The organism is Brevibacillus borstelensis, assembly GCF_037834415.1.
Taxonomy (GTDB): Bacteria; Bacillota; Bacilli; order Brevibacillales; family Brevibacillaceae; genus Brevibacillus; species Brevibacillus borstelensis_A.
Map to the genome: position 1 here is coordinate 1 of NZ_JAUMSJ010000014.1, position 23809 is coordinate 23809.

The 23809-nt window shown below is 44.6% G+C and carries 13 protein-coding genes and 1 pseudogene; 10 read left to right on the top strand and 4 right to left on the bottom strand.

The window, feature by feature from the left end; genetic code table 11:
• The 10 genes and pseudogenes from Q3F21_RS13100 to Q3F21_RS13145 all read left to right on the top strand — a co-directional run.
• Window positions 1–193: pseudogene (locus tag Q3F21_RS13100) on the top strand (oxalate:formate antiporter); the annotation flags it as partial.
• Window positions 194–576: 383 nt separating this feature from the next.
• Entirely contained in the window at window positions 577–1251 is a 675-nt protein-coding gene (locus tag Q3F21_RS13105; protein WP_340253247.1) for a response regulator transcription factor, read from the top strand.
• A gap of 17 nt (window positions 1252–1268) precedes the next feature.
• Window positions 1269–2864 (top strand): sensor histidine kinase, encoded by a 1596-nt coding sequence (locus tag Q3F21_RS13110; RefSeq protein WP_340253250.1) that lies wholly within the window; start codon window positions 1269–1271, stop codon window positions 2862–2864.
• A 100-nt stretch (window positions 2865–2964) separates the two neighbouring features.
• Window positions 2965–4485 carry an ABC transporter substrate-binding protein gene (locus tag Q3F21_RS13115; protein WP_340253253.1) on the top strand — a complete coding sequence of 507 codons (1521 nt, stop codon included), beginning with the start codon at window positions 2965–2967 and terminating at the stop codon, window positions 4483–4485.
• Between the two features lie 20 nt (window positions 4486–4505).
• On the top strand, window positions 4506–5474 hold the full coding sequence (locus tag Q3F21_RS13120; RefSeq protein WP_340253494.1) for a carbohydrate ABC transporter permease: 969 nt from the start codon (window positions 4506–4508) through the stop codon (window positions 5472–5474).
• Window positions 5471–6346 (top strand): carbohydrate ABC transporter permease, encoded by an 876-nt coding sequence (locus Q3F21_RS13125; RefSeq protein ID WP_340253256.1) that lies wholly within the window; start codon window positions 5471–5473, stop codon window positions 6344–6346. Before Q3F21_RS13120 ends, Q3F21_RS13125 begins: the two co-directional genes overlap by 4 nt.
• Window positions 6324–7688, top strand: coding sequence for an HlyD family secretion protein (locus Q3F21_RS13130; protein ID WP_340253259.1), 1365 nt, complete (start codon window positions 6324–6326; stop codon window positions 7686–7688). Before Q3F21_RS13125 ends, Q3F21_RS13130 begins: the two co-directional genes overlap by 23 nt.
• On the top strand, window positions 7678–8754 hold the full coding sequence (locus Q3F21_RS13135; protein ID WP_340253262.1) for an ABC transporter permease: 1077 nt from the start codon (window positions 7678–7680) through the stop codon (window positions 8752–8754). The genes Q3F21_RS13130 and Q3F21_RS13135 overlap by 11 nt, the downstream gene beginning before the upstream one ends.
• Entirely contained in the window at window positions 8742–9857 is a 1116-nt protein-coding gene (locus Q3F21_RS13140; protein ID WP_340253496.1) for a sn-glycerol-3-phosphate ABC transporter ATP-binding protein UgpC, read from the top strand. The genes Q3F21_RS13135 and Q3F21_RS13140 overlap by 13 nt, the downstream gene beginning before the upstream one ends.
• A gap of 718 nt (window positions 9858–10575) precedes the next feature.
• Window positions 10576–11502, top strand: a complete 927-nt coding sequence (locus Q3F21_RS13145) for an Rpn family recombination-promoting nuclease/putative transposase (RefSeq protein WP_340253265.1) — start codon at window positions 10576–10578, stop codon at window positions 11500–11502.
• A gap of 373 nt (window positions 11503–11875) precedes the next feature.
• On the opposite strand, the gene Q3F21_RS13150 is transcribed toward Q3F21_RS13145, so the two are convergent.
• The 4 genes from Q3F21_RS13150 to fabD all read right to left on the bottom strand — a co-directional run bounded on the left by Q3F21_RS13150 (window position 11876) and on the right by fabD (window position 23786).
• The gene (locus tag Q3F21_RS13150; protein ID WP_340253268.1) at window positions 11876–12790 is read right to left on the bottom strand and encodes a tyrosine-type recombinase/integrase; all 915 of its coding nucleotides are present in this window, start codon (window positions 12788–12790) and stop codon (window positions 11876–11878) included.
• A 603-nt stretch (window positions 12791–13393) separates the two neighbouring features.
• On the bottom strand, window positions 13394–14761 hold the full coding sequence (locus Q3F21_RS13155; protein ID WP_340253271.1) for a cytochrome P450: 1368 nt from the start codon (window positions 14759–14761) through the stop codon (window positions 13394–13396).
• A 191-nt stretch (window positions 14762–14952) separates the two neighbouring features.
• Window positions 14953–22503, bottom strand: coding sequence for an amino acid adenylation domain-containing protein (locus Q3F21_RS13160; RefSeq protein WP_340253274.1), 7551 nt, complete (start codon window positions 22501–22503; stop codon window positions 14953–14955).
• Window positions 22504–22541: 38 nt separating this feature from the next.
• Window positions 22542–23786 (bottom strand): ACP S-malonyltransferase, encoded by a 1245-nt coding sequence (gene fabD, locus Q3F21_RS13165; RefSeq protein WP_340253277.1) that lies wholly within the window; start codon window positions 23784–23786, stop codon window positions 22542–22544.
• Between the last annotated feature and the right edge of the window lie 23 nt (window positions 23787–23809).

The following is a 23809-nucleotide window of genomic DNA, read 5'->3' on the forward strand; positions in this document are numbered from 1 at the left end:
TGCTCACGAAATAGAAGAGCTTAAAGAGACGCTTCCGCTCCACAACGCCACAAGCTGTTACCATGCGATGAAGGTCTCTATAGAGATCTATAGAAGATTGCGTAAAGATACCGAGGGATTGATACGCAAGGAAGAAGCCGAGCAAGCTGCTATCGTATATCTCGATTCGGTATACGATAGCGTGCGCAAATGATATCTGGTTGCTAAGACCTATGGGAATGTTTCCTCAGGCTCTTCTCCTTCCTCCAAGACCCGGGGTTCGCCGCACTTGTGATATGGTTTGGCGTAACGGGTCGTACGGTCAATTTCCACGGACGAAAACACAAATATACGAAATGTCGACTCTCATCAATCAGGTCGACCTTTCGTTTTTTCCGGATATTTTCTTCCGGGGACAGTTCAACAAATTGCATATATACCTTCTTAACAACTACCGATTTTAATTGCATCCCTCCAAAACCATCAGTTTTACAATGGACGCAGGCTTACAAACTTCATCTAGTCTTTATAGACAATTTTCACCAGCTTGTGTATCGTGAAAAAGACCGATTCTAATTTAAATTAAAGGTGATGTCTGTGACTATACTTGTTGTTGAAGACGATAAAAACATAAATGAAGTAGTGACAGAATATTTAAAAGAAGCGCAATTTAACGTGATTTCCGCCAGTGATGGCAAAATAGCCCAAGAGATGATCGTGCAGCAAGGAGACATTGATTTGTTCATTCTCGATATAATGCTTCCGGAAATTTCCGGGTTGGAGCTTTTGAGAATAATCAGAAACGACAAAATACATAAGGATAAAGCAATTATCATGCTTACGGCCATAAACGATGAATACATGCAAGTTACCAGTTTTGACGGTCTCGCCGATGATTACGTCACAAAACCCTTTTCACCAAAGGTATTGGTAAAGCGCGTACAAGCCTTGCTGCGCAGGACTGGAAAAATGACGAACATCCTGCAAATGGGTGACATAACAATAGACCTTGACAGCTATGAAGCATATGAGCAGGACAAAAAGCTGCCGCTTACCCTGCGGGAATACGAATTGCTTAAATTCTTGATGGAAAACAGACGAAAGGTAATGACGCGTCAGCAACTGCTCAATTCTGTATGGGGATACGATCATTTTGGCGATGAACGTATTGTGGATGTGCATGTCAAAAATTTACGCAAAAAAATCAAAGCCAATGTCATTACCACTGTGAAGGGCGTGGGATACAAAATCGAACCGCCAAGCATCGGGTAAAAAGGAGGGGAGGCATCTTGTACAGACAAACAGGCATTGCGCTCAAAACATTTATATTTACATCCGTATTGATTATCCTCGTTATTGCCGTGTCTTTCGGAATTTTATATTCCGTGCTGCCCAGCTATTATCTTTACACGAAAAACCAAACGTTACAAAAAAATGCTGAAGCTCTGGTTTTGGAACTGAACGATTCCGTCAAGGAAGAGGAATTTATTCAATATATTTCCGATTTTGCCCGCTCCAATAATGCTGACGTCTTATCATTTGACAGGCATGGCCTGCTTCTTCCCTCGCTCTCTTCGCCCTTTTTTATGTTTGATGCTTCGAACAAATTGGGTTTTAAATTTTTACTCAAAGAAAACGCAGAATCGATTGAAACGAATCCGCAAAAGAACGGGATATACTCCTTCATCAAGCTTCTGGATAAAAAGCCTGCCGAGGAATCGGAAAATGGCGCGGACAGGGTGGTTACGTTTCAAGTGAGCGGCGGAAAATCCGGGACTTTATACTATGAGAACGGTTCAAAAATTGCTTCATCTATCATCTCGAGAGAGGTTCACAACGACAGAATAGGATACATCACCATAAACAGCACCCTGCAGCCCATCGATGAAGCGAAAAGCGTTATGCTGTCGCTTTTACCCTTTCTGTTGCTGATTGCCATACTCATTGCGTTGTTTGCCTCATACCTATACGCAAAGCGGCTTACCAAGCCTATACTGAAAATATCTGAAGCCACTGCCCAAATGAAGCAGTTGACGCCGGGCATATTATCCGACGTACGTACCAATGATGAATTGGGTCTTTTATCGCAAAATCTCGATTCATTGTATCTGAGCTTGTGCGATAACATCGGGGACTTAAAGAACGAAATGGAAAAAGCCAGCAAACTGGAGCAGTCCAAAACGGACTTTATGCAGGCAGCCAGCCACGAGCTTAAAACCCCGATAGCGGCGTTAAAAGGTATTATCGAGGGAATGATTGACAATGTCGGCATCTACAAAAACAGAGAGAAGTATTTGCGGGAGTGCAAAAACCTCGTAGACACACTGGCCGGTTTGACAAGCGAAATATTAAACGCTTCAAAGCTTGAAAATATACATGACTCGTCTTTCTATGAGGATGTAAATGTCGGTGGCGCTATCGAGCAGGCACTTTGCGGCTGCGAGCCGTTCATAAAGGAAAAGGAACTGCGCATATCGGTAAATGCTTCGTTTACTCTGGCAAATCCAGGGTTAACAGGAGACCCCAGCGATTTTACCTACACGACCGACAAAAAAATGCTTCAGACCGTCTTTGCCAATCTCGTTTCAAACGCTGTAAAGTATACCGGAAAAGGAGGAAGGATTGCTATATTGTTGGTTGAACTGGAAGAGTGCGTCGTTTTTTCGATTGAAAACGAATGCGATCATATCGCCGAGGAGAAACTGCCTCAACTGTTTGAACCTTTCTTCACGCTTGATTACAGCAGGGATAAAACGAAAAGCGGCACGGGGCTTGGCCTTCACATAGTAAAGAGAGGTTTGGAAACATTGCGGTTGCGGCATAAAATCGAAAACACGGAGATAGGACTAAAATTCAGCATATTTTTTGAGAAATCCGCCGCGTAAAACCGGCGGATTTTTTCATGCCAACTCCATAGCGGCTCCATACCCGCTTCATTTTGGAGATGTATGCTCATGTCGTAGATAAAAGTAGGAGGAATACGAAATGAAAAAAGGATTATCCACGTTGTGCATCGCGGCGCTTGTTTTATCCCTGACTGCGTGCAGCACAGCTCAAACGGCAGACACTCCATCCCAAAAAAACACTGGCCAAGATGTTTTGAGTGGCGAAATACGCGGAGAAATCACCGTGTCTGCTTACGAAACCTTCCGCTATAAAAACTTTCTTGAGGAGGCGGCAAAGGCATTTGAGCAAAAGTATCCGGGTACCAAGGTAAACATCAGCACATTTTCCAAGATGCCCGAGGTAAAGACATCGGGGGACGACGACAAGAAAATGACGATCATGACCAAAGGCGATGATTCACAGGCGAGGGTAGACTACATAAACAAAATCAACACCGAACTCATGAGCGGCAGGGGGGCCGATGTATTGGGCATCGACGTTTTGCCCTGGTACAAATATGCCCAGAGCGGCCAGCTGGAGGATGTAAGCAAATACATGGATACCGATCCGGCCTTTAACTTGAGTGATTACAGAGGCAATATTTTACAAGCGACTCGGTATAAAGACGGGCAATACATATTCCCTTTGGATTACACATTTAATTATTTCGCCTATGACAGCTCGTTGTTTACTGAGGAGCAACAAAAGCAACTGCAAATGGACGACACTTTTACATATGAGAATTTGATTGGCATTGGTGCGTCAACTTACAAGGAGGTAAGCCGCAATACCGAAAAACCGATCAAAATGTTCGGTTTCGATGAAAGAGACATATTCAGGAAACTTTTACAAGAGAATTACAAAGATTTGATAGATATTGAGCAAAGAAAGGTACATATAAACGGCGGAAAATTCGCCAAATTATTGGAATCCGTAAAGGAGTACGCCGAAAAAGACTATTTGAAACCAAGCACCGCTACGGGCACACAGATAACGTTGGACTCTTTGCAAAAAAATAAAGATGAACAGTACTTTTACAAGGTAAAGAACAACTTTAGCCTTCTGCAGCATTTCAACAAAAACAGCCGTAAGATGGCCATGATGGATTCGGGCCAATCGAGCTCGGGCAATGAAGATAACGATAAAATCGCCGGTCTTTCGGCAAACTCAGATGGGAAAGTCAGTTTTTCATACAATCAGGCCTACGCTATCAACAGCAATTCCGCCAATAAACGTACGGCGTGGGAGTTCATCAAATTTTTGGCAAGTGAGGAGATGCAGACCTCCCTTCAGCTGTCTCTAAACGGACTGCCCATAAATAACAATGCCCGCTCGGAAAAGGCAAAGCTGAGCGTTACGGGGGAATTGTACTCAGCAATGATGTCGCCCCAGGAAAATACGGGCGGTGGCGAGCTGACCGACGAACAAATGGAAATATATAACAAATACATCAAGACCGTCGACAGGTTTTCCGATTTGATAAACTCCTTTCCGGTTACCGACACCACCATCGAATCTATGATCAACGCAGAAATTGAAAATTTCTTTAACGGTTCAAAAACTGCCGATGAAGTGGCCGACATTTTGCAAAGCAAAATAGAATTATACCTGAGTGAATAGAGGGAAACACCTTGAAGAAGATGGTTCTGTTTTTCAACCGCACGAAATCGTTCACCCACTCCGGGCAATCAAAGATTGCTCGGGGAAGCCGGGGTTTGTTGCCAAGGCTCCGATTTGTTGACCTGATGAAGCCTTTCAATTCGCGTGGCTATCCATTGGACACGTCAATTCTGTTCATATTGCCGGGACTGATTGGATTCTTCGTATTCTTTATCGGGCCGTTTATCATCTCTTTGGGATATGCTTTCGTCGATAAGCCCGTAGGCGGCGTGTTTGTCGGATTCCAGAACTTCACAGAACTATTTCAAAACAAGGCATATCTCCAAGGTTTAAATAACACCATCAGTTTTATCGGCGTAAGCGTACCTCTGAATGTACTTTTGTCTTTAGCGGTTGCCATGCTGATAAGCAAGGTCAAAAAGTATAAGGGGCTATTCGCGCTCATCTTTCTGATTCCGCTGGTCATCCCCTCTGGGTCGATGGTTTTCTTTTGGAGAGCATTTTTTGATCACAACGGCTATGCAAACTTTCTTTTGAATCTGTTGGGCGTTGCAAAGATAAACTGGCTTGAAACAGAGTATGTGCAGTTTGTCATCGTGCTTATTTTTATATGGAAAAACCTCGGATACAACATGGTGCTTTTTTTGGCCGGGCTATACAGTATACCCAAGGATTATTATGAGGCGGCTTATATCGATGGCGCCGGCCCCTGGCAGTGTTTTCGCCATATCACGGCAGTTCACTTGATGCCCACTTTTGTGTTGGTTTTGATCATGTCCATTATTAATTCCTTTAAGGTTTTCAAGGAGATTTATCTGATTACCGGCAGTTATCCCCATGAAAGTATTTATATGCTGCAGCATTTTATGAACAATATGTTTTACTCTTTAAACTACCAAAAGCTGGCTACGGCAACCACTGTGCTGGTGCTCATCATCACCCTTTTGACCAAATTCCTTTTGAAACTTGAGCGGAAGGTGTCGCCATGACGATCAAACATAAATTGAAACAATTCATTGTCCTGCTGGCTTTAATCGCTCTGTGCTTACTTATGTTGTTCCCCCTGGTGGTTACTCTGACAAATTCTTTTATGAGCGAAACAGAGATAGCTTTAACCTACACCACAAAATTGTCGGCTTTCGACATATTGGAGAGGATACAAGAAAAATTTATAAATATTAAACTTATTCCCAATCAAATAACCCTGGAGCAATATAGTGAAGTCCTGATAAATCAACCGTCTTTTCTGATTTTGCTATTCAATTCAATGAAAATTACGCTGCCCGTCGTGATTGGCAACGTGATTGTATCCCTATTAGCCGCTTACGGCTTTACCATTTGGAAATGGAAGTACAAGGAAATCGTCTTTTATATATATATCGTAGTCATGCTGATGCCTCTGCAAGCTGTCCTGGTTCCAAATTATATCATTGCGGATCTCTTACATATCAAAGACAGCTATCTGGCCATCATTCTGCCTGGGATATTCTCTCCCTTTGGGACGTTTTTATTGAGACAAGGTATGAAGAACCTGCCGGCAGCATATTTTGAAGCCGCCAAAATAGACGGAGCGAATGAAATGTACATTTTTTGGCACATCGTGGTTCCCCAGATGAAGTCCAGCATAGCCGCCCTGGCCATGCTCACATTCATTGAATACTGGAATCTGGTCGAACAGGCGGTGATTTTTATCAAGGATTATTACAGAGAGCCCCTGTCGGTATTTCTTTCCCGGCTGGTCGAAACCAAGATGGGGCTGATATTTGCCGCTTCCTGTGTTTACATGTTCCTGCCGTTTTGGTTTCTGATTATGGGGCAAAAGGACTTGGAAAAGGGCATTGAAATATCCGGTATCAAGTAGCGCCCTGAGAGGAGTACAGGTTATGCAAATCAGAAAAATCTTTACCATAAAACGAATCGGCAGCCTATTTCTTGGAGTTTTGCTTGTTTTGCTGTTTTTCTCCAAGACGATCTATACGTATAACATGCCTGTTGCAACGGCTGTCTCACCTCAAAACGGAAAATTGAATAAATTGGAGATTACTACGGGAATCGTAGAATTTTCCGAAACGATAGAGTTGTACGCTGAAATTGGAGGAAAGGTTGAAGATGTCTTTGTCCGCGATGGTGATCATGTAGTAAAAGGGCAGAAGCTGATCGGGTTCAGCTTTGATGAAGACATCGCCCGTCAAAAAATCAAGGAGATCCAGTTAAACAAAAGCAAATTGGCGGTCGACATTGAAAATATCGATATGAAGCTGGACAAGATAAATCAAAGCATGAATCAGCTCAAAACTGAAGCTTTTGAACAAGGAACCGATTACGAGCTGTCAGAGCTTCAAAAACAACTAGCAAAAGCCGAGGAAGAGTACGCTAAACTGAAGCTTTTATATGAGTCGGACGCTATTGCCAAACAAGAGCTGGATAACGCCGCTTACAGCCTGGACAGTTTCAAGCGCAAATACGCAGATCTGCAAAAAAGCAAGCAGAAGCAACTGGATGATTATCTACGTGAAATTGCCGCATTGCAACGGGATTTAAAGACAAAAAACTTTGATTTATCCGGCCTTGCCTTGCAAGAGGAAACATACCGGAAAACTCTATCGGATTATAGCAACAACACGGTGATATTGGCTCCTGAGAACGCTGTGATCAGCACACTGCCTGTTAAAAAAGGGCAGAACATCAACGACCATCAGCATATCGCCAGCCTTGGAACGGGAAACCAATACGAGGTCGAAGCAGACATTTCTCTTGACAATAATTTCACAGCAGTGGGGGACATCGTCAAGCTAAGCAATTCCTCCCGCAAGCTGGAGGGCATTGTCTCCAAAATCACGCCTTCCGAACGTGCAAAAAAGGTAACCGTCTCGGTTACTTCAAATGAAATAAACCGTGGCGAAACCTTTGAGGTCAGATTTCAAAAAGAGAGTGCCGTCTCTTATACAATCGTTCCCAACGGAGCGATTAACAAAGACAGCGACGGATATTTTCTCTATCAAATAAAGCGGCGTGATGGCATTTTGGGAAAAGAGTTCTATGTGGAAAAGCTGAGGGTGTATATTGGCGACTCTGACGCGGAAAACACGGTAATTGTCCAGGGTGTGACTTTTTTTGAACCCGTTTTACTTTTAAGTGATAAATCCATATCTGAACACGATGTAATCCAAATCAAGAATGAGGGAGATTTTTTTGCGGACTAAAATGCAGATCGTGTTGCTACTGTTGGCATCGTCGTTGATGGCCGCTTTCCTGTTGATCAGGATAATGACGGGGCAGGGCGGTTACCAAAATCTCTTTCTGGTTACGCCCAAAATAGCGAATAGCGCGGGTTATGACATCGAAACCATCGAGAAAATAAACGAAGAAAAGTTTATGCTGACCTATGAAATCATTTCAGAAAAAAACGTCACAGCCCTGCATTCAACCTATGATGTGGCACTTATCGGAACGAATTACACTTACCCCTTTGTATTGGGATACAACATGCTCGTCGGAGGCTTTTTTACAAAAGATGCCCAGGATTTTAAAAGCAAATTCGTCGTACTCAACGAAAAGGGGGCGTTTGAAACATTCGGAAGCCTTGACATAATTGGCAATGAAGTGCTGATTGATGGCAATCCCTACAGTGTGGTTGGGGTTATAAACGACGGAGACGAGGATAAACGGAATCTATACATCCCCGCCACTTGTCTTGCCAAAACGGCAAATACCTTTATCACCGCATTGGATTATGACAACGGGATTTCCGAGGAATATGTAAAAAACGAATACAAACAAATAGGGATAAATGAAACAAGGTACGAGATGATAAATCTTGACCTTATCAGCAAAATTATTCAGGAAAAATTTTGGGCGGCATGGGAGATAGTCCTAGGTGCAGCGGTGATTTTATTTTTGCTCAAAAGCCTGCTGGTGCTTGTCGATAAAGCCCATAAAAGTAAGCTGCTTTTCAAGGACTTCTATCTGCATGAGCTTTTGCGCGAAAAACCCGCAGAGATAGCAGGAATGGCGGGTGCTGGCATAGTTGCTGCAGCGGCGCTGGGTGCGCTGTTTTGGCTTGTCCTTGACATTTTTAAAAAGTCTCTGAAATGGGGGAGCGCTGGCGAGCTTCAGGGCTTTGCAACCGACAGTTTCAATCTCGGTTTCCTTCACAATATGACGATATATACGAATACAGTTTTTGCCGCGTTTATCATCATATTTACTTTGTTCTTTCTTTCCATATTAAAATCAAAAGTGGAGGCATCTTTAATATGTCGAGCGTAACATTAAAAAATATCAATAAAGTATACCCTGACGGATTCAGAGCCGTAATCGATTTTAATCTGGAGATCGGCGACAAGGAGTTTATCATTCTTGTCGGGCCTTCCGGCTGCGGAAAATCAACCGCGTTGCGTATGATTGCGGGTTTGGAGAATATTACAGGAGGAGAGCTTTATATTGATGATCAGCTTTGCAACAACACCCCGTCCAAAGACCGCGATATTGCCATGGTGTTTCAGAACTACGCCCTTTACCCCCACATGACTGTCTTTAAAAACATGGCCTTTGCCTTGAAACTATGCCGCACCTCCAAGGATGAGATCCGGACCCGCGTGGAGGAGGCGGCAAAGATTTTGGAAATTACCCACCTGCTTGAGCGCAAGCCAAAGGAGCTTTCGGGCGGACAAAAGCAGCGTGTCGCCCTTGGCCGTGCGATAGTCAGAAGACCCAAAGTATTCCTTCTGGACGAACCTCTTTCAAATCTGGACGCCAAGCTGCGCGCGCAGATGAGAACCGAGATCGCCAAACTCCATACTCGACTTGATACAACTTTTATCTATGTTACTCACGATCAGGTTGAAGCGATGACCATGGGAACCAAGGTAGTTGTTATGAAGGATGGGAATATCCAGCAAATAGACACTCCCCAGGCCATTTACGAAAAGCCGGCCAACCTATTTGTAGCCACATTTGTCGGCTCTCCAAAAATGAACACCATTGACGCAACGCTGGTCGACCGGGAAGGAGTTACCTATCTGGCTTTCGGCATGGCCGAAATCGCCCTTCCGGAACGTATTGGGAGGAGCCCCGGCGTACTTGCGCTTGTAGGCAGGGAGATCGTCATGGGCATACGTCCCGAATCTATTCATGACGAAGAGCAGTTTATTTCGCAAATGCAGAACTGCGTGGTTGAGGCGCATGTGGAAGTAGTTGAAAAGCTGGGTTCCGATACCTATCTGTACCTTTTGTGCGAGGGCAACCAGCTGACGGTGCGTGTCTCGCCCCGTTCTGCCGCAAAGCCGGGTGACATCATAAAGGTTGCGTTTGATACAAACAAAGTCCTCATTTTCGACAAAGAATCAGAAAAGACTATTAATCTATTGTAGAGCCTACGCAAACTGCAACCTATTTTGCTTCAACGGATAACAGACCTTAAAGGGACCTCTTGGTCCCTTTAAATAATACATTACCTAATTCCACAAAATGATAATTACATGGAATTATCAGAAGGCCGGATTAAGTCTCATATTAGCAATTTCGGGTATGTATTTTTTGACTCCTTTTAAGATTTACAAACCACTAAAAAGATTAAATGGAATGAATAATGATTAATTATTAGTACATGAAAATGCGATTTCATGTACTGAGTCTTAAAAGCATTATTCTATAAAGCGGCTAATACAAAATGCAACTTCCATTTACGCTAGCATAGGGGTAAATAGATAGTAAGGTATAGAATTTGCAATATTGTACAAACTGATAATAGATACGGAATTGCAGATGTATTTCCTATAACCCACGGCTGGTTAAGCCATACACGATTAGGTAGGCCATTTGATTTCGTTCGTGACCCGTAAATCTTATTGAATTATGGGTTTTTTCATGCTCAAATTTGTAGCTGGTGGTTTCCATACTCCAAGTTGCCCTGCAGCTCCAATTTGCTGAAGTATGTAATCAGGACTCGATTTTCGGTACCCAGACTATTGATGTTTGTCGACAGAACAGCGAATATATCTGGATGGTGACTTAGACTAGAGTGTTTGGAAAGAGTTCCGGTGGTATAATGGTAATACATACAAGGAACGGATAAGGGAGAGTGATGGCTTGACAAAGCTAATGGACTTGAAAATCGACTTCGCCTTCAAACAGGTCTTTGGTAAAGTAGGGAACGAACCAATTCTTCAGGCCTTTCTGAATGCCGCACTCCAACTGCCAAAAGAAAAGCAAATTGTATCCGTGGAAATTCTTAATCCTGAAATCAATCGGGAGCACATTGAGGACAAAGCATCTATACTGGACATTCACGCCAAGACGGAACAAGGTGAGCATGTTAACATCGAGATTCAGTTGGCAAACAAGTTCGACATGGAAAAACGTACTCTGTATTACTGGTCACGTATTTACGCTGCTCAAATGCAAAAGGGAATGCCTTACACTGATTTGAGTAAGACGATCTCGATCAACATCCTCAATTTTCGTTTTCTTCATGAGACAGAGCTATTCCATACAACTTTCCATTTGTACGAAGATCAAGAACAGTTTCCACTGACGGACGTACTAGAGATTCATTTCATGGAGATTCCGAAGTTGATGGAAAAGTGGGAACAACGGAAGGTTAATCCTCACAACAACGGGTTGGAGAGATGGTTGCTATTGCTCGAAGCAGACGATCACGTGGAAATTCGTAGGGAATTGGAGGCGATTGCTGTGCAAGATCCGGTTATGAAGCAAGCTTTTGAAGCATGGGAAGACTTAAGTCGGGACGAGAAGAAGTGGGTAGAGTATGAGTCGCGACGTAAAGCAATTTTGGATGAAATAGCAGCAGTACGGGAAGCTGAGATACGTCAACAGAAAGCAAGAGAAGAAGGTCTGGCGGAAGGACGAGAAGAAGGACGAACGGAAGGAGAGCGGCAGAAAGCAATGGAAATTGCTAGGGAGATGCTTACTGAAGGCGACAGTCCAGAGCGTGTAGCAAAACTGACCAAACTTCCTTTAGACGAAATCGAAAAAATAAAACAACAGCTTCATTAATAGAAGTTCAAGACATACCCAACAACTGCCTTGTGTCTATTCAAACGATACAGGGTCTTTTTGTGTTTTCTCAAAGCCAAAATAATAGAGATGGAAAGTTGTTTTTCCTTAAGCGAATTTAAGATACAAGCAGCACATTGGATGGATTTACATTAATTCTTTACTTACTATCAGAAGTATTCATTAAATGTTTATAGAATTATCATTGCTGCCGAAGGAAGGAAATGAGTCTTATCAGGCCATCCCAGTACTATTTAATGCAATGAAATTGTTAGATATTAGTGCATGAATTGTAAATTTCATGAACTGAAAGCAAAAAGAATAACCGCCCCTCTAAGCAGGTGACACCGATTAGAGGGGCGGTTTAAATATTTTAACAATCGAATTGTAAGGTCTCGATGGCTTGTTTCTTTTGTTCCAAATCAATATGGGTGTAAATAGACGTCGTCGCTAAGCTTTCATGGCCAAGAAGCTCCTGTAACGTACGTATATCTACCTTAGAAGGACCTTCCTTGGAGCGTAAAAGCAGAGTGGCAAAGGTATGCCGCAGATGATGAAGAGTAAAACGGTGAGGGGGTAAACCTGCATGTTGAAGGACTTCCTTGAAGATCCGATGTAACCCGCGTGGATTTATACGTTGACCTATATAATTCGTAAAGACAGGTTCGGAAGTATGTATTTGAAACGTTTCTAACTGTTCCTGGTATTGCTTCATCAATGGAACCACCATCGGATGCAGTGGGAGTAACCGTTCTTTATTACCTTTCCCAAGAATGCGTACGGTATTCCATTCCAAATCAATCTGTTCCCAATTCAAATCAACCAACTCTTGACGACGCATTCCAGTTGTCGCCAAGAGTTTAAACATCAAATGATTCCGTAACGCTAACTTGCGCTGATCATTCTCCAAAAAGCGAAATAGCATCTGTAATTCGATTAACTTCATGTAAACCGGCACTTTTTTGTCTGTTTTCGGCGCTTGAATACCTATCATAAAATCGGTCGATATCCAATTTTCCTTTGCACAAAATCGACTAAAGGATTTCAAGCAAGAAATACGTCTTTGTAGTGTTCTTGGATGCGTCTGATGCTCAATCACTTGGTCTTGAACGAATCTCCGAACTGTTGAATTACGAATTTGTTCTAACGTTGATGTGCCATGGACCCTGGCTAGAAACGTCTCAAAAACATGCAAATCATAAGCATAGCTGCGTATCGTATTTCCGGATACATTGCGTTCAACCTCCATATAAAACAAAAATTCATCCATCGCTTGTTTTACGTGCAAATGTAATCGTCCTCCTAAAAAATCCATTATACGGACGCAACCATTGGTTATGGACCGTCCATGAAGCTTATGGGAACGGTCCTGTAACTTATCCGGACGCACCTGATGATTATCAGGAACCTTTACCATATAGATTCCTGATAATGTAGATCATCGGAACCAAGACCCTTGAGTTATTGTCCCACTTGCTCTTTTTATAAGTTTACATAATATATATTATCGGACTCAATAAAATCCATACAACGATCCCTCTTCAGAATTCAAACGGCACAAAAGTCTCTCATAATGATTCTTAATTTGACTGAACATCCTATCATCAGAATTCGTTCCTGAATCGACCAAATATTGGCCCAATATAAAGAAGTAGTTTTGTGAAGTATTTCATAGTTGAGCAAATAAAACTACTTCTTTATATTTATATGGTTTTTAGAAATCCAGAGTCATAAAGCACCTGAACACAGCTGATTTGGTACTTTTTTGAAGCAGAGTTCTAGTATCATCTTGTCCTCTTGAATAATATTGAAGAAATCCGAGCCTGCCATGTATTCCATTGAATCCTCACATTTTGATCCAAGGTGTGGCCATATCAGTTTTTTCCTTTTTTTAACCATGAAATTGCTCCTCTTTACGATTCCTTGGTGATATGTGCAGGATAATGTCTGACTCAGGTTTCGCCGCTCCGCGATAATCAATCTTCGGAACGGTTTGCAGACCTTCCAAACGACATAAATACAAAAGGTTCAGCGCATGCAAAATTACAGAGGCTTGAAGCTGCGTGAATGTCTTGGCAACGCACATATGGTGTCCGCTGCCGAAGCCAAAAAGTGCGGGGGGTTGGTTTTGCTCGATTTGCGGCGCTTGAAAACGAGCCGGATCAAATACTTCAGGCTCTTTGAATAATTCGGGCTGCCGGTGGGTTTCAACTATGCTGGTGATTAGCTTGCTTCCCTTCGGTATCCTGTAATTCATAAATGACAGGTTTTCCGCCGCATACCGAAGGATAAATGGAACAGGCGGATACACTCGTTCCACTTCCCGAAGCAGATTGAGGGTAAATGTCATGCTGTTGATCTTGTCTAACGTTAAGGGCTCCGTCCCCAACGATTTTTGCTCGTTCTGAAACTGCTCCATGAAATCCGGTCGGGAAAGGAGAAGCGCAAGTGCGTAGGTGATCATGAGAGCTACGTCCCCTTCGCCAAATTCGGTCAGCATATACGCGTAACCGAACAATTCCTCTTCCGAAATCGCTTGTTCCCCCTGACGCGAGATAACCAGCAAGGCACTCAGGAAATCCTCGTTTTCTTGGCCTGCCTGGTTATCCCGGATGCGGCGCATCAGGCTCCATAATTTTTCTTTTGCCTGCATCCCCCGCTGGTACCTTTTATGGAAGGGAAAAGCTCGCTTCTTGCCCCGGTTAACCAGATGCCAATACTCGGCAAAATACTGCTCGTACTCAGGCGAGTCAATCTTAATGCCAAGCATGGCATACACAGTGACATCAAGGGTTAGTTGTCTCATTTTTTCCATTACATGAAATCGTTGCGGCAACTCTTGTAGCCGCTTTTTCACTACCTCGTTCATCATCGTAACGTAGCGGGCCAAATACTCCTGGCGAAAGGCTTGCATCACAATTTTACGGTGTTTTTTGTGGAGTTCCCCATCTTTGGCAGCCAATGTCGGCGGACCATCCTCGGCAATCGGTGAACGCTGCACGAGCGTCGGGTCTGACAACGTCACAAAGCGAACAGCTTCCGCTCCGCAAAAAATAAACGTTTTGTCGTTTATCCGAACGATTGGACCGTACAATTTGAACAGTTTGCTCATGATGTCTACAACATCCTTCGTTCGCACCCACTCCCGGAGCCATTGCCACTTTTGCATGCCTTTCGGACCAGGCGGCAACGGTAATTCGTCCACGGTTCGGTCGCTGTTGGACAAGCTCTGTTCAAACCGGTTAGGCAATTGTCCCATTCTGTCCCCTCCTCTTCTCCTTTATCTCCTGACCACGGAAAATCTCCACGAAGCTTTTTTCATGAAATCTCCCCGGGCTTTATCAAGCAGTGAGTGCGATTAAGGGAGGAATCTTTGTACCCGGCCCCCCTCAATCGCCTTTCACTAATCATGCTCTGCTCTGTCTTGTCAACGGAAAGTTGCCTGCCTCTTTAATCATAGAAATAGTCCTTGCTTCTACCCGCGAGCTCCACCAGAGCTTCCTCCATCCTTTCGCACAACTGATCGATGTCTTCTTGGTTAAAAGAAGTCGCGTGATAATCGATTGACATCCGGAGGCTGCCTGTATCATCAATCATCGCATTCAATTCAAGCGGATGAGACAAGTGATTCTCCGGGTGCCACACCCGTCCGAAATCGAGATGACTTGCCGTTAATAACGTTCCTTCCTTTTGAGGCAGAATGCCTTTTGCCTCGCCAAAATAGTTGAACAAGATTTTCGGCGAAAGCAATTTTAACTCAGGTATTCTTTGCAGATAACGTCCAATCCCGTAGTTCAGTCCATTGTTCGGCAAAGATGCCAGGGTGCTCTTGATATGTTCGATGGTCGCGGTCTTGGAGGCCTGCCTGGAAAATTGGACGGGGAACATGCTGGTAAACCAACCGATCGTACGCGATATATCCACATCCGGGAACAATTCCTCTCTCCCGTGTCCTTCCAGCATGACAAGGAGATCGTTGCATGCAAACACTTTCGAAACCGAATCCAGCAAGCTCGTTAACAACAGTACATTCATGTTCGCGTTGTACTCCTTGCCTGCTTTCCTCAGCAATTCCCGGGTCAGCACGGAATGAAGCCGTATTCGTTTCTGTTCATAGGTGGCCTGTTCGATGGCGTCCCCGGTTTTTGTGGCGATGTTCACCGGATTTGATTGGTTCAGCTGAAGCCAATAGGAGACATCGATCGCATCTTCTTTTGCGTAGCGTTGCAGCCTTTCGCTCCACTCCTTAAACGATGTTGTCTTTAAGGGCAGCGGTTCTTCCAGCTTCGAATCGTACAATCTTTCAATGTCTTGCAGCAGAAAACGCCATGAAACGCCATCAATGACGAAGTGATGCACGATTAGCAGCAAATAGCTTCCTTGTTCGCCCAGATCAAATACAAGCGCTTTTACCAACAAATCCTGGGAGAGATGTAATTGATTCTGGTGATAAACGCTCAGCTCTTTAAGCTTCTCCATTCTCTCGGCAGGCGGATAAGTCTGTAAATCGATACGCTTCAGCCTGAATGGCGGAATATCCTCAGTGGAGCGGTTATACTGCTGAACCTCTCCATTCACGATCGGATAACTGGCCCGCAATAGATCATGATGCTCGATTAACTTCGCAAACACATGTTCCAAGAGGCGAAGATCCACATCCGAAGCCAACAGGAACAGCCGTGCCATATGATAGTAGTGCGGATGTGGCTGCTTCTGTTCGTTGAACCAGTGCTGGATGGGAGTGAACGGAATTTCGCCGCTTACTTCGTTTTGATTGATCCAAAGGGATTGATTGGATACGAGTTCATGCTTGGAAAGAGCATCGATTGTTTTATATTGAAAAATGTTTTTAACGGAAAGCCCTATCCCGGTCTCTTTTGCCTTCGATACGGCTTGAATCGCTTTGATCGAGTCGCCTCCCAATTCAAAAAAGTCATCGTAAATGCTGACGGATTGTACCCCGAGAACATCTGCCCATATCGTGCTGATTTTCTCTTCCGCACGATTCCGTGGAGCGGCAATCCGTCTTTCTTTGGAAAATGTCACCTCAGGATCTGGCAATCGACTTATCTCCACTTTTCCGTTGATCGACAAAGGCAACTGGTCAATGGGAATAAAATGAGTGGGCACCATGTACTCCGGCAGAGATTTTAGCAAGTGGCTCCGCAGCTCATTCGGACTGAGCTCCTCCAGCGAAACATAGTAGGCGCACAGAAATTTATGGCCGTTCCCCCCATCGCGATCAATGACAAATGCTTCCTTCATTTGTTCATGGGCAAGCAGCACGCTTTCTACTTCGTCCAGTTCAATGCGGTAGGAGCGGATTTTGACTTGCCGATCAATCCGGCCCAAAAATTCGATGGTGCCGTCGGGCAAAAACCGTCCCAAATCGCCAGTTCTATACATGCGTTCCGCTTCCAGAGGAGAAAAAGGATTTTCCGTAAACTTCTCAGCCGTTGCTTGTTCATTTCGCAAATAGCAGCGAGCCAGCCCTTTTCCCGCAATGTAAATCTCGCCGGCCACACCGATGGGAACCGGTTGTCGCTGTTCATCCAGGATGTAGATAATCGTATTGGCGATTGGCTTGCCAATTTGGACATTTGCTTTCAGGTCATGCAGATTGTGCTCTTGAATTTTGTAGACAATGCAGCCGACAGTCGCTTCTGTCGGACCGTACTCGTTATAGACGCAAATCTCTTTGCTGACCCTTTTAAACTCTTCCTTGGAGAACAATTGGGCAACCAGCGAGGAATTGAGTGATTCTCCCCCGACAATAAACGTCCGCAATGAATGTATCCGGTACGGGCTTTGCAACAAGTAACCGAGATGAGCCGGCGTAAGCTTCATGACATTGTTGCGTCCTTCCTGTTCCATCCTGGATAACACACCGTCGAAATGATCATCGTAAATCGTAAGCGATGCACCTTGAAGAAGCGGAACAAAAATACTCGTAACGGTTAAATCAAATCCAAGCGACGAATAAACAGGAAACACGGGCTGTTCTTTATTGGCAAAATAATACTGGATGCTCCACCAGATGTAATTCACTACACTTTGATGTTCAATCACCACTCCTTTGGGTTTGCCCGTAGAGCCGGATGTAAAAATGATGTATGCTGCCTGGCGAGAGTCAACTTCCACATGAACAGGATCGGCCGTATAGTTGTGGAGAGCAGTCAGATCGTATTGATATTTTTGCTTCTTTCTTTCGGGAGCTTGTCGTGCTTCGTGGTTTATCCGCAAAATAACATCGTAACGATATTCTGTTAATTCATTCGAAATCGTGTAAATCTTGTCGGAAATGTCAACCGAACTGATTTCTTGAAAATCCGCTCGCAAGTCAGTCCAAAATGAACGCCAAATGAACAACTCCGTATCCCATTCGGTTTTCGTTTTATACCCTTTTCCTTGATGCTTCTGTTTAAACTCTTCCAAGGAGCGGACCAACTCTTTCTTCCGCTCGCCGTCCATCACATCGCCGATGAACAGAATTCCGTCATTCGCCAATAATGAAATGGCTTTTTTTATCACTTGGCGCAAATAGTTGTGGCCGTTAAAGCAATGAATGACGCTGTTAAGAATAATCACATCGAATTTTTCCCGGCTATTTACCTGATCAATGTTATGGGCTTCCATGCTTTGGAAATCCATATGTGTAAAGCCTTGCTCTTTTGCAAAACGAATATTTTTCTCGATGATCTTGTTGGATAAATCGGTACCCACACACTTGCGTACATAGGGAGCAAGATTAAAAAGGGTAATTCCTGAACCGCATCCGATTTCCAAGACCGTGCTGTTTCGATGCAAAAACGGCTTTATTTTTTGCAGGACATTCTGACTGTATTCCTCCATCTCCAATTTGCTGAAATGCTCTCCCGTATACGAACTCACCCAGCCTGATCCTGAAATCAAGTCATGTGCGCTCTCAGCGACGTAATCCCATAATTCCTGGTTCATCAGTTCATTGGATTCGCTCTCGTCCTCCGCTTCCGCATGAACGTTTTCACTGTCCAAACAAATGTACGCTTGCAAAGAAGGGCATTCCCATTGCAGTCTGTTCAACTTGCCGATGTGCTTTTTCGTGGATAGCACGAACGCGATTTCGGCTTCGTCTACAATCATTTGCAACCGGGGCAGCGGATATTTGGTGTCTAACGGAACGTACGCCGCTCCGGTTTTTAAAATCGCCAAGATTGACAGGATGGCAGCAGGATGATTTCCCATCAGGATTCCAACATGGCAGTTTTCCCCTATTCCGTGCTCCAACAAAAAGTGAGCCAGCTGATTTGCCTTGCTCTCCACTTCCGCATAAGCAAGCGTTTGGTCATGAAATGAAATGGCCACCGCATCCGGGTTGGATAAAGCTTGCCTTGCAAACCACTCATGCAAAGTGAAATCAGGAATGGGTACTGCTTCGCCTTTATTGAAACCGTTGATCACCTGCTCTTTTCTATACGGAGATAACAATTGCAATTGGCTGACAGCTTGTTCCTGGTCGGCCACAAGGGAATGGAGCAAACACAAATAGCTGTCGATCAGCGATTCAATCATTTCCGTTGAAAAGATGCCAGTGTAGTATTCCAGTAAACATTGGATGGAACCGTCGTCCTTCTCAAGGAACTCAAACTCCAGGTCCCATTTTGCGCTCGAGTGAGACGATGGATGCAAGGGCTCAATTGCGAGGAGGTCCCTCCCCCACTCTTTCTCAAACATTTGATTGGCATTTTGCAAGACCACGTTAATATTAAACAGCGGTGAGCGAGAGGTATCCCTGGTCAATTGAAGCTTATCGATCAATAAATCAAAAGGGTAATCCTGATTTTCAAAGCATTGGATCACTCGCTGCTTCACGTTCGCGATGAATTCACGTATACTCGACTCGGGATTGAGTGTGGTTTGTATAGCGAGTGTGTTGACAAAAGAACCGATTACATTTCTTACATCGAAATGCGCACGGCCGGAAATGGGCGATCCGATGATGAGGTTTTTCTGGCCGGAATAGCGGTACAGCAAAAGATAAACGGAAGAAAGAAGGGTCATGTAGAGCGTTGCCTGGTTATCCAAAGCAACTTGCTTCAGCTTTTCGGAAAGGGATGGATCAAGGACAAAGCTGCGCTGTTTTCCCTCGAAATGAAAGACGGGAGGGCGTGAAAGATCGCCAACGATTTCGCATACGGGAATATCCTCTGAAAATTGCTCTAACCAGAACCTTTCTTGATCCTGCATTCTTTTGTTCTGCAAAAATTGGTTTTGCCAAACGCAATAGTCCTTGTATTGAATGCGGGTTGGTTCGAGATCGGCCGTTTCGCCTCTGCGGAGGGAATGGTAAATGGTGAGCAGTTCCGAAATAAACACTTCCATGGACCATCCATCCGAGATAATATGATGCATAACCAGCAACAAATAATAATGTTCATGTCCAACCTGATATAATTGAATCCGCCATAAAGGACCTTGTTCCAAATCAAAGGGTTGGCTCTTTACTTCTTCAACGTATCGCTTCGTCAATTCTTCAGCCTCTGGCTGGTCGGAAACATCAAAATACTCCAGGTCAACATTCGGATGTTCGAGAATTTTTTGTCGCAACTCACCATTTCGTTCAAAAAATAACGTTCGCAAGCTTTCCTGGCGTGCCATTACTTTTTGCAAGGCGCTGCGCAAAGCGTCTATCTCGATGGGACCCTTAACGGAAATGGCTTGAGCCATATTGTAAGCAATTCGTTTTGCCTGCATTTGATCAAGAATCCACATTCGTCTCTGTGAAAACGAAGTCGGGTACGATTCCATTGGCGGTTGAACCTCAATCGAATCGTACATCCCTCTCTCACCTGAGAAAATGGCTTCTGCCAAATCGGCGATAACTGGATTCAAAAACAATTTCTCAATCGATATTTTCGTTTTCAAATCCTTGTTAATGGCATTGATCACCTGCATTCCCAGCAGCGAATCTCCGCCCTTTTGGAAAAAGTCCGAATCCCTGTCCAAATCGCTTACTCCCATGACCTGGGACATAATCGCAACCAGTCTGGCTTCTACAGCTTTCACATCTGGAATGGTGTCGAGCGGCAGTTTTTGCAGCTCCTCGCGTTGGGCGGAGTCTGCGCTTCTGGTCGAGGGGCCAAAGGGAAATGGTGTCGGATGCAACGGCGTTTCATCCACCCAATGACGTATTCGTTCAAACGGGTAGGTCGGCAAAGGCAGTCGTATAAATCCCCTCCCCGCATAGAATGGCTCCCAATCAATGATTTCACCGGAAAGGTAACGATGAGATACCTCCAACAAGGGATTTGATGCCCGTTCATGATCCGGCGGTACGCGTCCGTTGGTTTTTTCGTCAACCGGTTGTAGCTCATGCTCCAGCTTCCTTAGTAACTCCGGGACATTACGGGCCACAATCGCTAACCTCACGGGATGATGATCTCGGCCAGTAGCCGCCGTAAAGCACACATGTCCCAGATGAATATCCGGATTTTCTCTAAGAAACCGGATATAGCGTTTCATTAACTGGTTTAAGATCGGCTTTTTACGTGCTGATAAAACAAACAAGTATGGACCGCTCTCTTCAGGCTGTTCTCTTTCCTGTCCGGGCGCTTCCTCCAGCAGGACATGTGCATTCGTGCCATTAAATCCAAAGGCGCTAACGCCTGCTCTGCGCGGTTCTTCCTCCGCTTCCCATTCCTGCAAACGATCAACGACATAAACAGGTGAGTAAATGAAGTCTATGAGTGAATTTGGGTCCTCAAAGTGAAGGGTTGGAGGCAGTTTTTTGTGTTTTAAAGCGAGAACCGTTTTAACAAGTCCGGCAATTCCGGAAGCTCCATTTACAAGATGGCCGATATTGCTTTTAACGGAGCCGATGCCGCAAAATTGCTTGTCTTTTGTAAAAGTGGCAAAAGCTTTCGTGATTGCTGCAATTTCAATGGGATCGCCCAGCTTTGTACCGGTTCCGTGCGCTTCCAGATACGCAATGCTGCGAGGATTGATATTTGCCTTTTTCCATACAGTCGTCAGCATTTCCGCTTGGGCAGCCGGATTTGGCGCAGAAATACTGGAGGAAAGTCCATCGTTATTGACACCGGTGCCAATGATGGTTCCGTAAATATGGTCGCCATCCGCCAAAGCTCTTTTTAGCGGCTTCAACAGGAGGACGGCCCCGCCTTCGCCACGGACCACTCCATTTGCCGAATTATCAAAAGTGCGGCAGCGATTCTGCTCGGAAACGATCCCTACCCGATAGGCACTATCTGTCACCAGATGAACGGGAAACAAATGCAAGTTGATCGCGCCAGTCAGCGCTTGCTCGCACTCGCCGCCAAGCAGGGCCTGCACGGCATAATGAACAGCGACCAGCGACGAAGAGCAAGTGCTGGAAAAAGCTAAAGCAGGACCGCGCAAATTAAATACATAATTGACGCGGGAGGCAATAAAGGGAACGTTTGTGCCTGTGACCGCAAGAGACGATTCTTGACTGGCTATCATTCCGTACTCCGTTGGACAATTCCCGATATAAACCCCTGTTTTTGTATTGTTTATTTTTCCATTGCCGTACCCCGCGTCCTCAATCGCTTCATACACCATCTCCAAAAATATTCGTTGCTGAGGGTCCATGTATTTGGCTTCGCCAGGCAAAATCTGAAAAAGCTCATGATCGAATTTGTCGATTTCGTCCAGATAACCAGCCTGGTAATAAGCATGGTCACCGACAAACAAATTCGGATTTATTTGATTCAAATAGATGTCAATATCTTTCTTTCTGGTTGGCGGAAAGTGGCGTATGCTATCTTTTCCTGACATGAGGTTGTGCCAGAATTCCTCCTTCGACGCCGCTTCCGGCATTCGGCAGCTTATACCAATGATGGCAACCTTGTTCTCTTCCCCTGTTCCCGGGTTCTTGGGGGCAATCGACAAATACTCCTTTAACAGAGCATGGCCCGCCTCTTTTGATAGTTCCTTGTTTTTGACAAGCTGCAATAGCATTTGCAAATATTTGTCATTATTCATAGGATCAACCTTCCGTCAACAGATTGATTACTTCAGTCTTAACCGAACCATTTTTTGGTTCCCGTTTCTACCAATAAGGATTCGATTCGCGCCTCTTTCTCCTCTTTTGAAAGCCGTTTGGTTTCAAAAACACTTCTCAGCATCTGCAGGGCTTCTTGCATATGAACAGCCTTTACCTGTCGTTTTTCATTTTCCAATCGTTCCTTTAATGCCTTGATTTGCCGATAGGGGACCACAGCCCCCTCCTGAAATTCTTTGGCATTCGAATTGTAATTTTTCGTACTTACCGCCAAGGTTAAACATTTTTTTACAAACAGCATTCCATCTGGCTGATCAGCTTCAGCATCTAATGAAGCTGCCGCCAGTAATGTTTGGTAATGTTCCTTTCGCTCCATGGAATACGACTGTATACCCGGGAAACTCTGTTTCATTAACATTTTTAATACTTGTTTGGGTCCGATTTCCACGATTGCTTGAATTCCTTCCTTGGCCAGGTAACACATGATCTCGTACCAACGAACGGGCTTTGTGATTTGCAGAGCCAACAACTCAGAAATTTGTTCCGGCGATGCATACGGCTCTGCCGTGACATTGGATAGGACGGACCAGTTCATTTTGCGGAACACAGTTCTTCTTAACAAGTCCTTCATCTGTTCTGCAGCCGGAGTCATTAACGGACTATGGAACGGCGCACTGACTTTCAGTGTTTTTGCCGCTCCACCCAGGCTCTCAATTTTTTGGGTAGCCTTTAAGACTGCAGAGGAATGTCCAGACAACACGATTTGTTGATGACTATTAACATTTGCGACAACAACAATCTCCTTGGAAGACGATACCTCCCGACAGATGCCGGCGACAGCCGCCATATCCAGCCCGGTGACCGCTGCCATCAAGCCCGATCCTTCAGGGACTGCTTCCTGCATCCATTTCCCCCGTAAGTGCACGAGTCTGACTGCATCTGCAAACGCCAATGCGCCGGAACATGTCAAAGCGGTGTACTCTCCCAGGCTGTGCCCCGCGCCAAATAGAGGCGCGGGGGAAAAATCGGCTTGAAGTACGCGATAAGCCGCCACACTTGTCGTTAAAATCGCGGGCTGGGCATTTTCTGTTTTCATGAGCTGCTCTGCACTGCCCTCCGTACACAGGTGCAATAAGTCAAAACCCAATATGTCGCTTGCCTCTTGAAACGTATGCAAGGCTACCTCAAAATGATCACAAAGGTCTTTTCCCATACCGACATATTGACTACCCTGCCCTGGAAAAAGAAAAGCAATCGGATTCATTTACACTCCTCCAAACTTGAGCC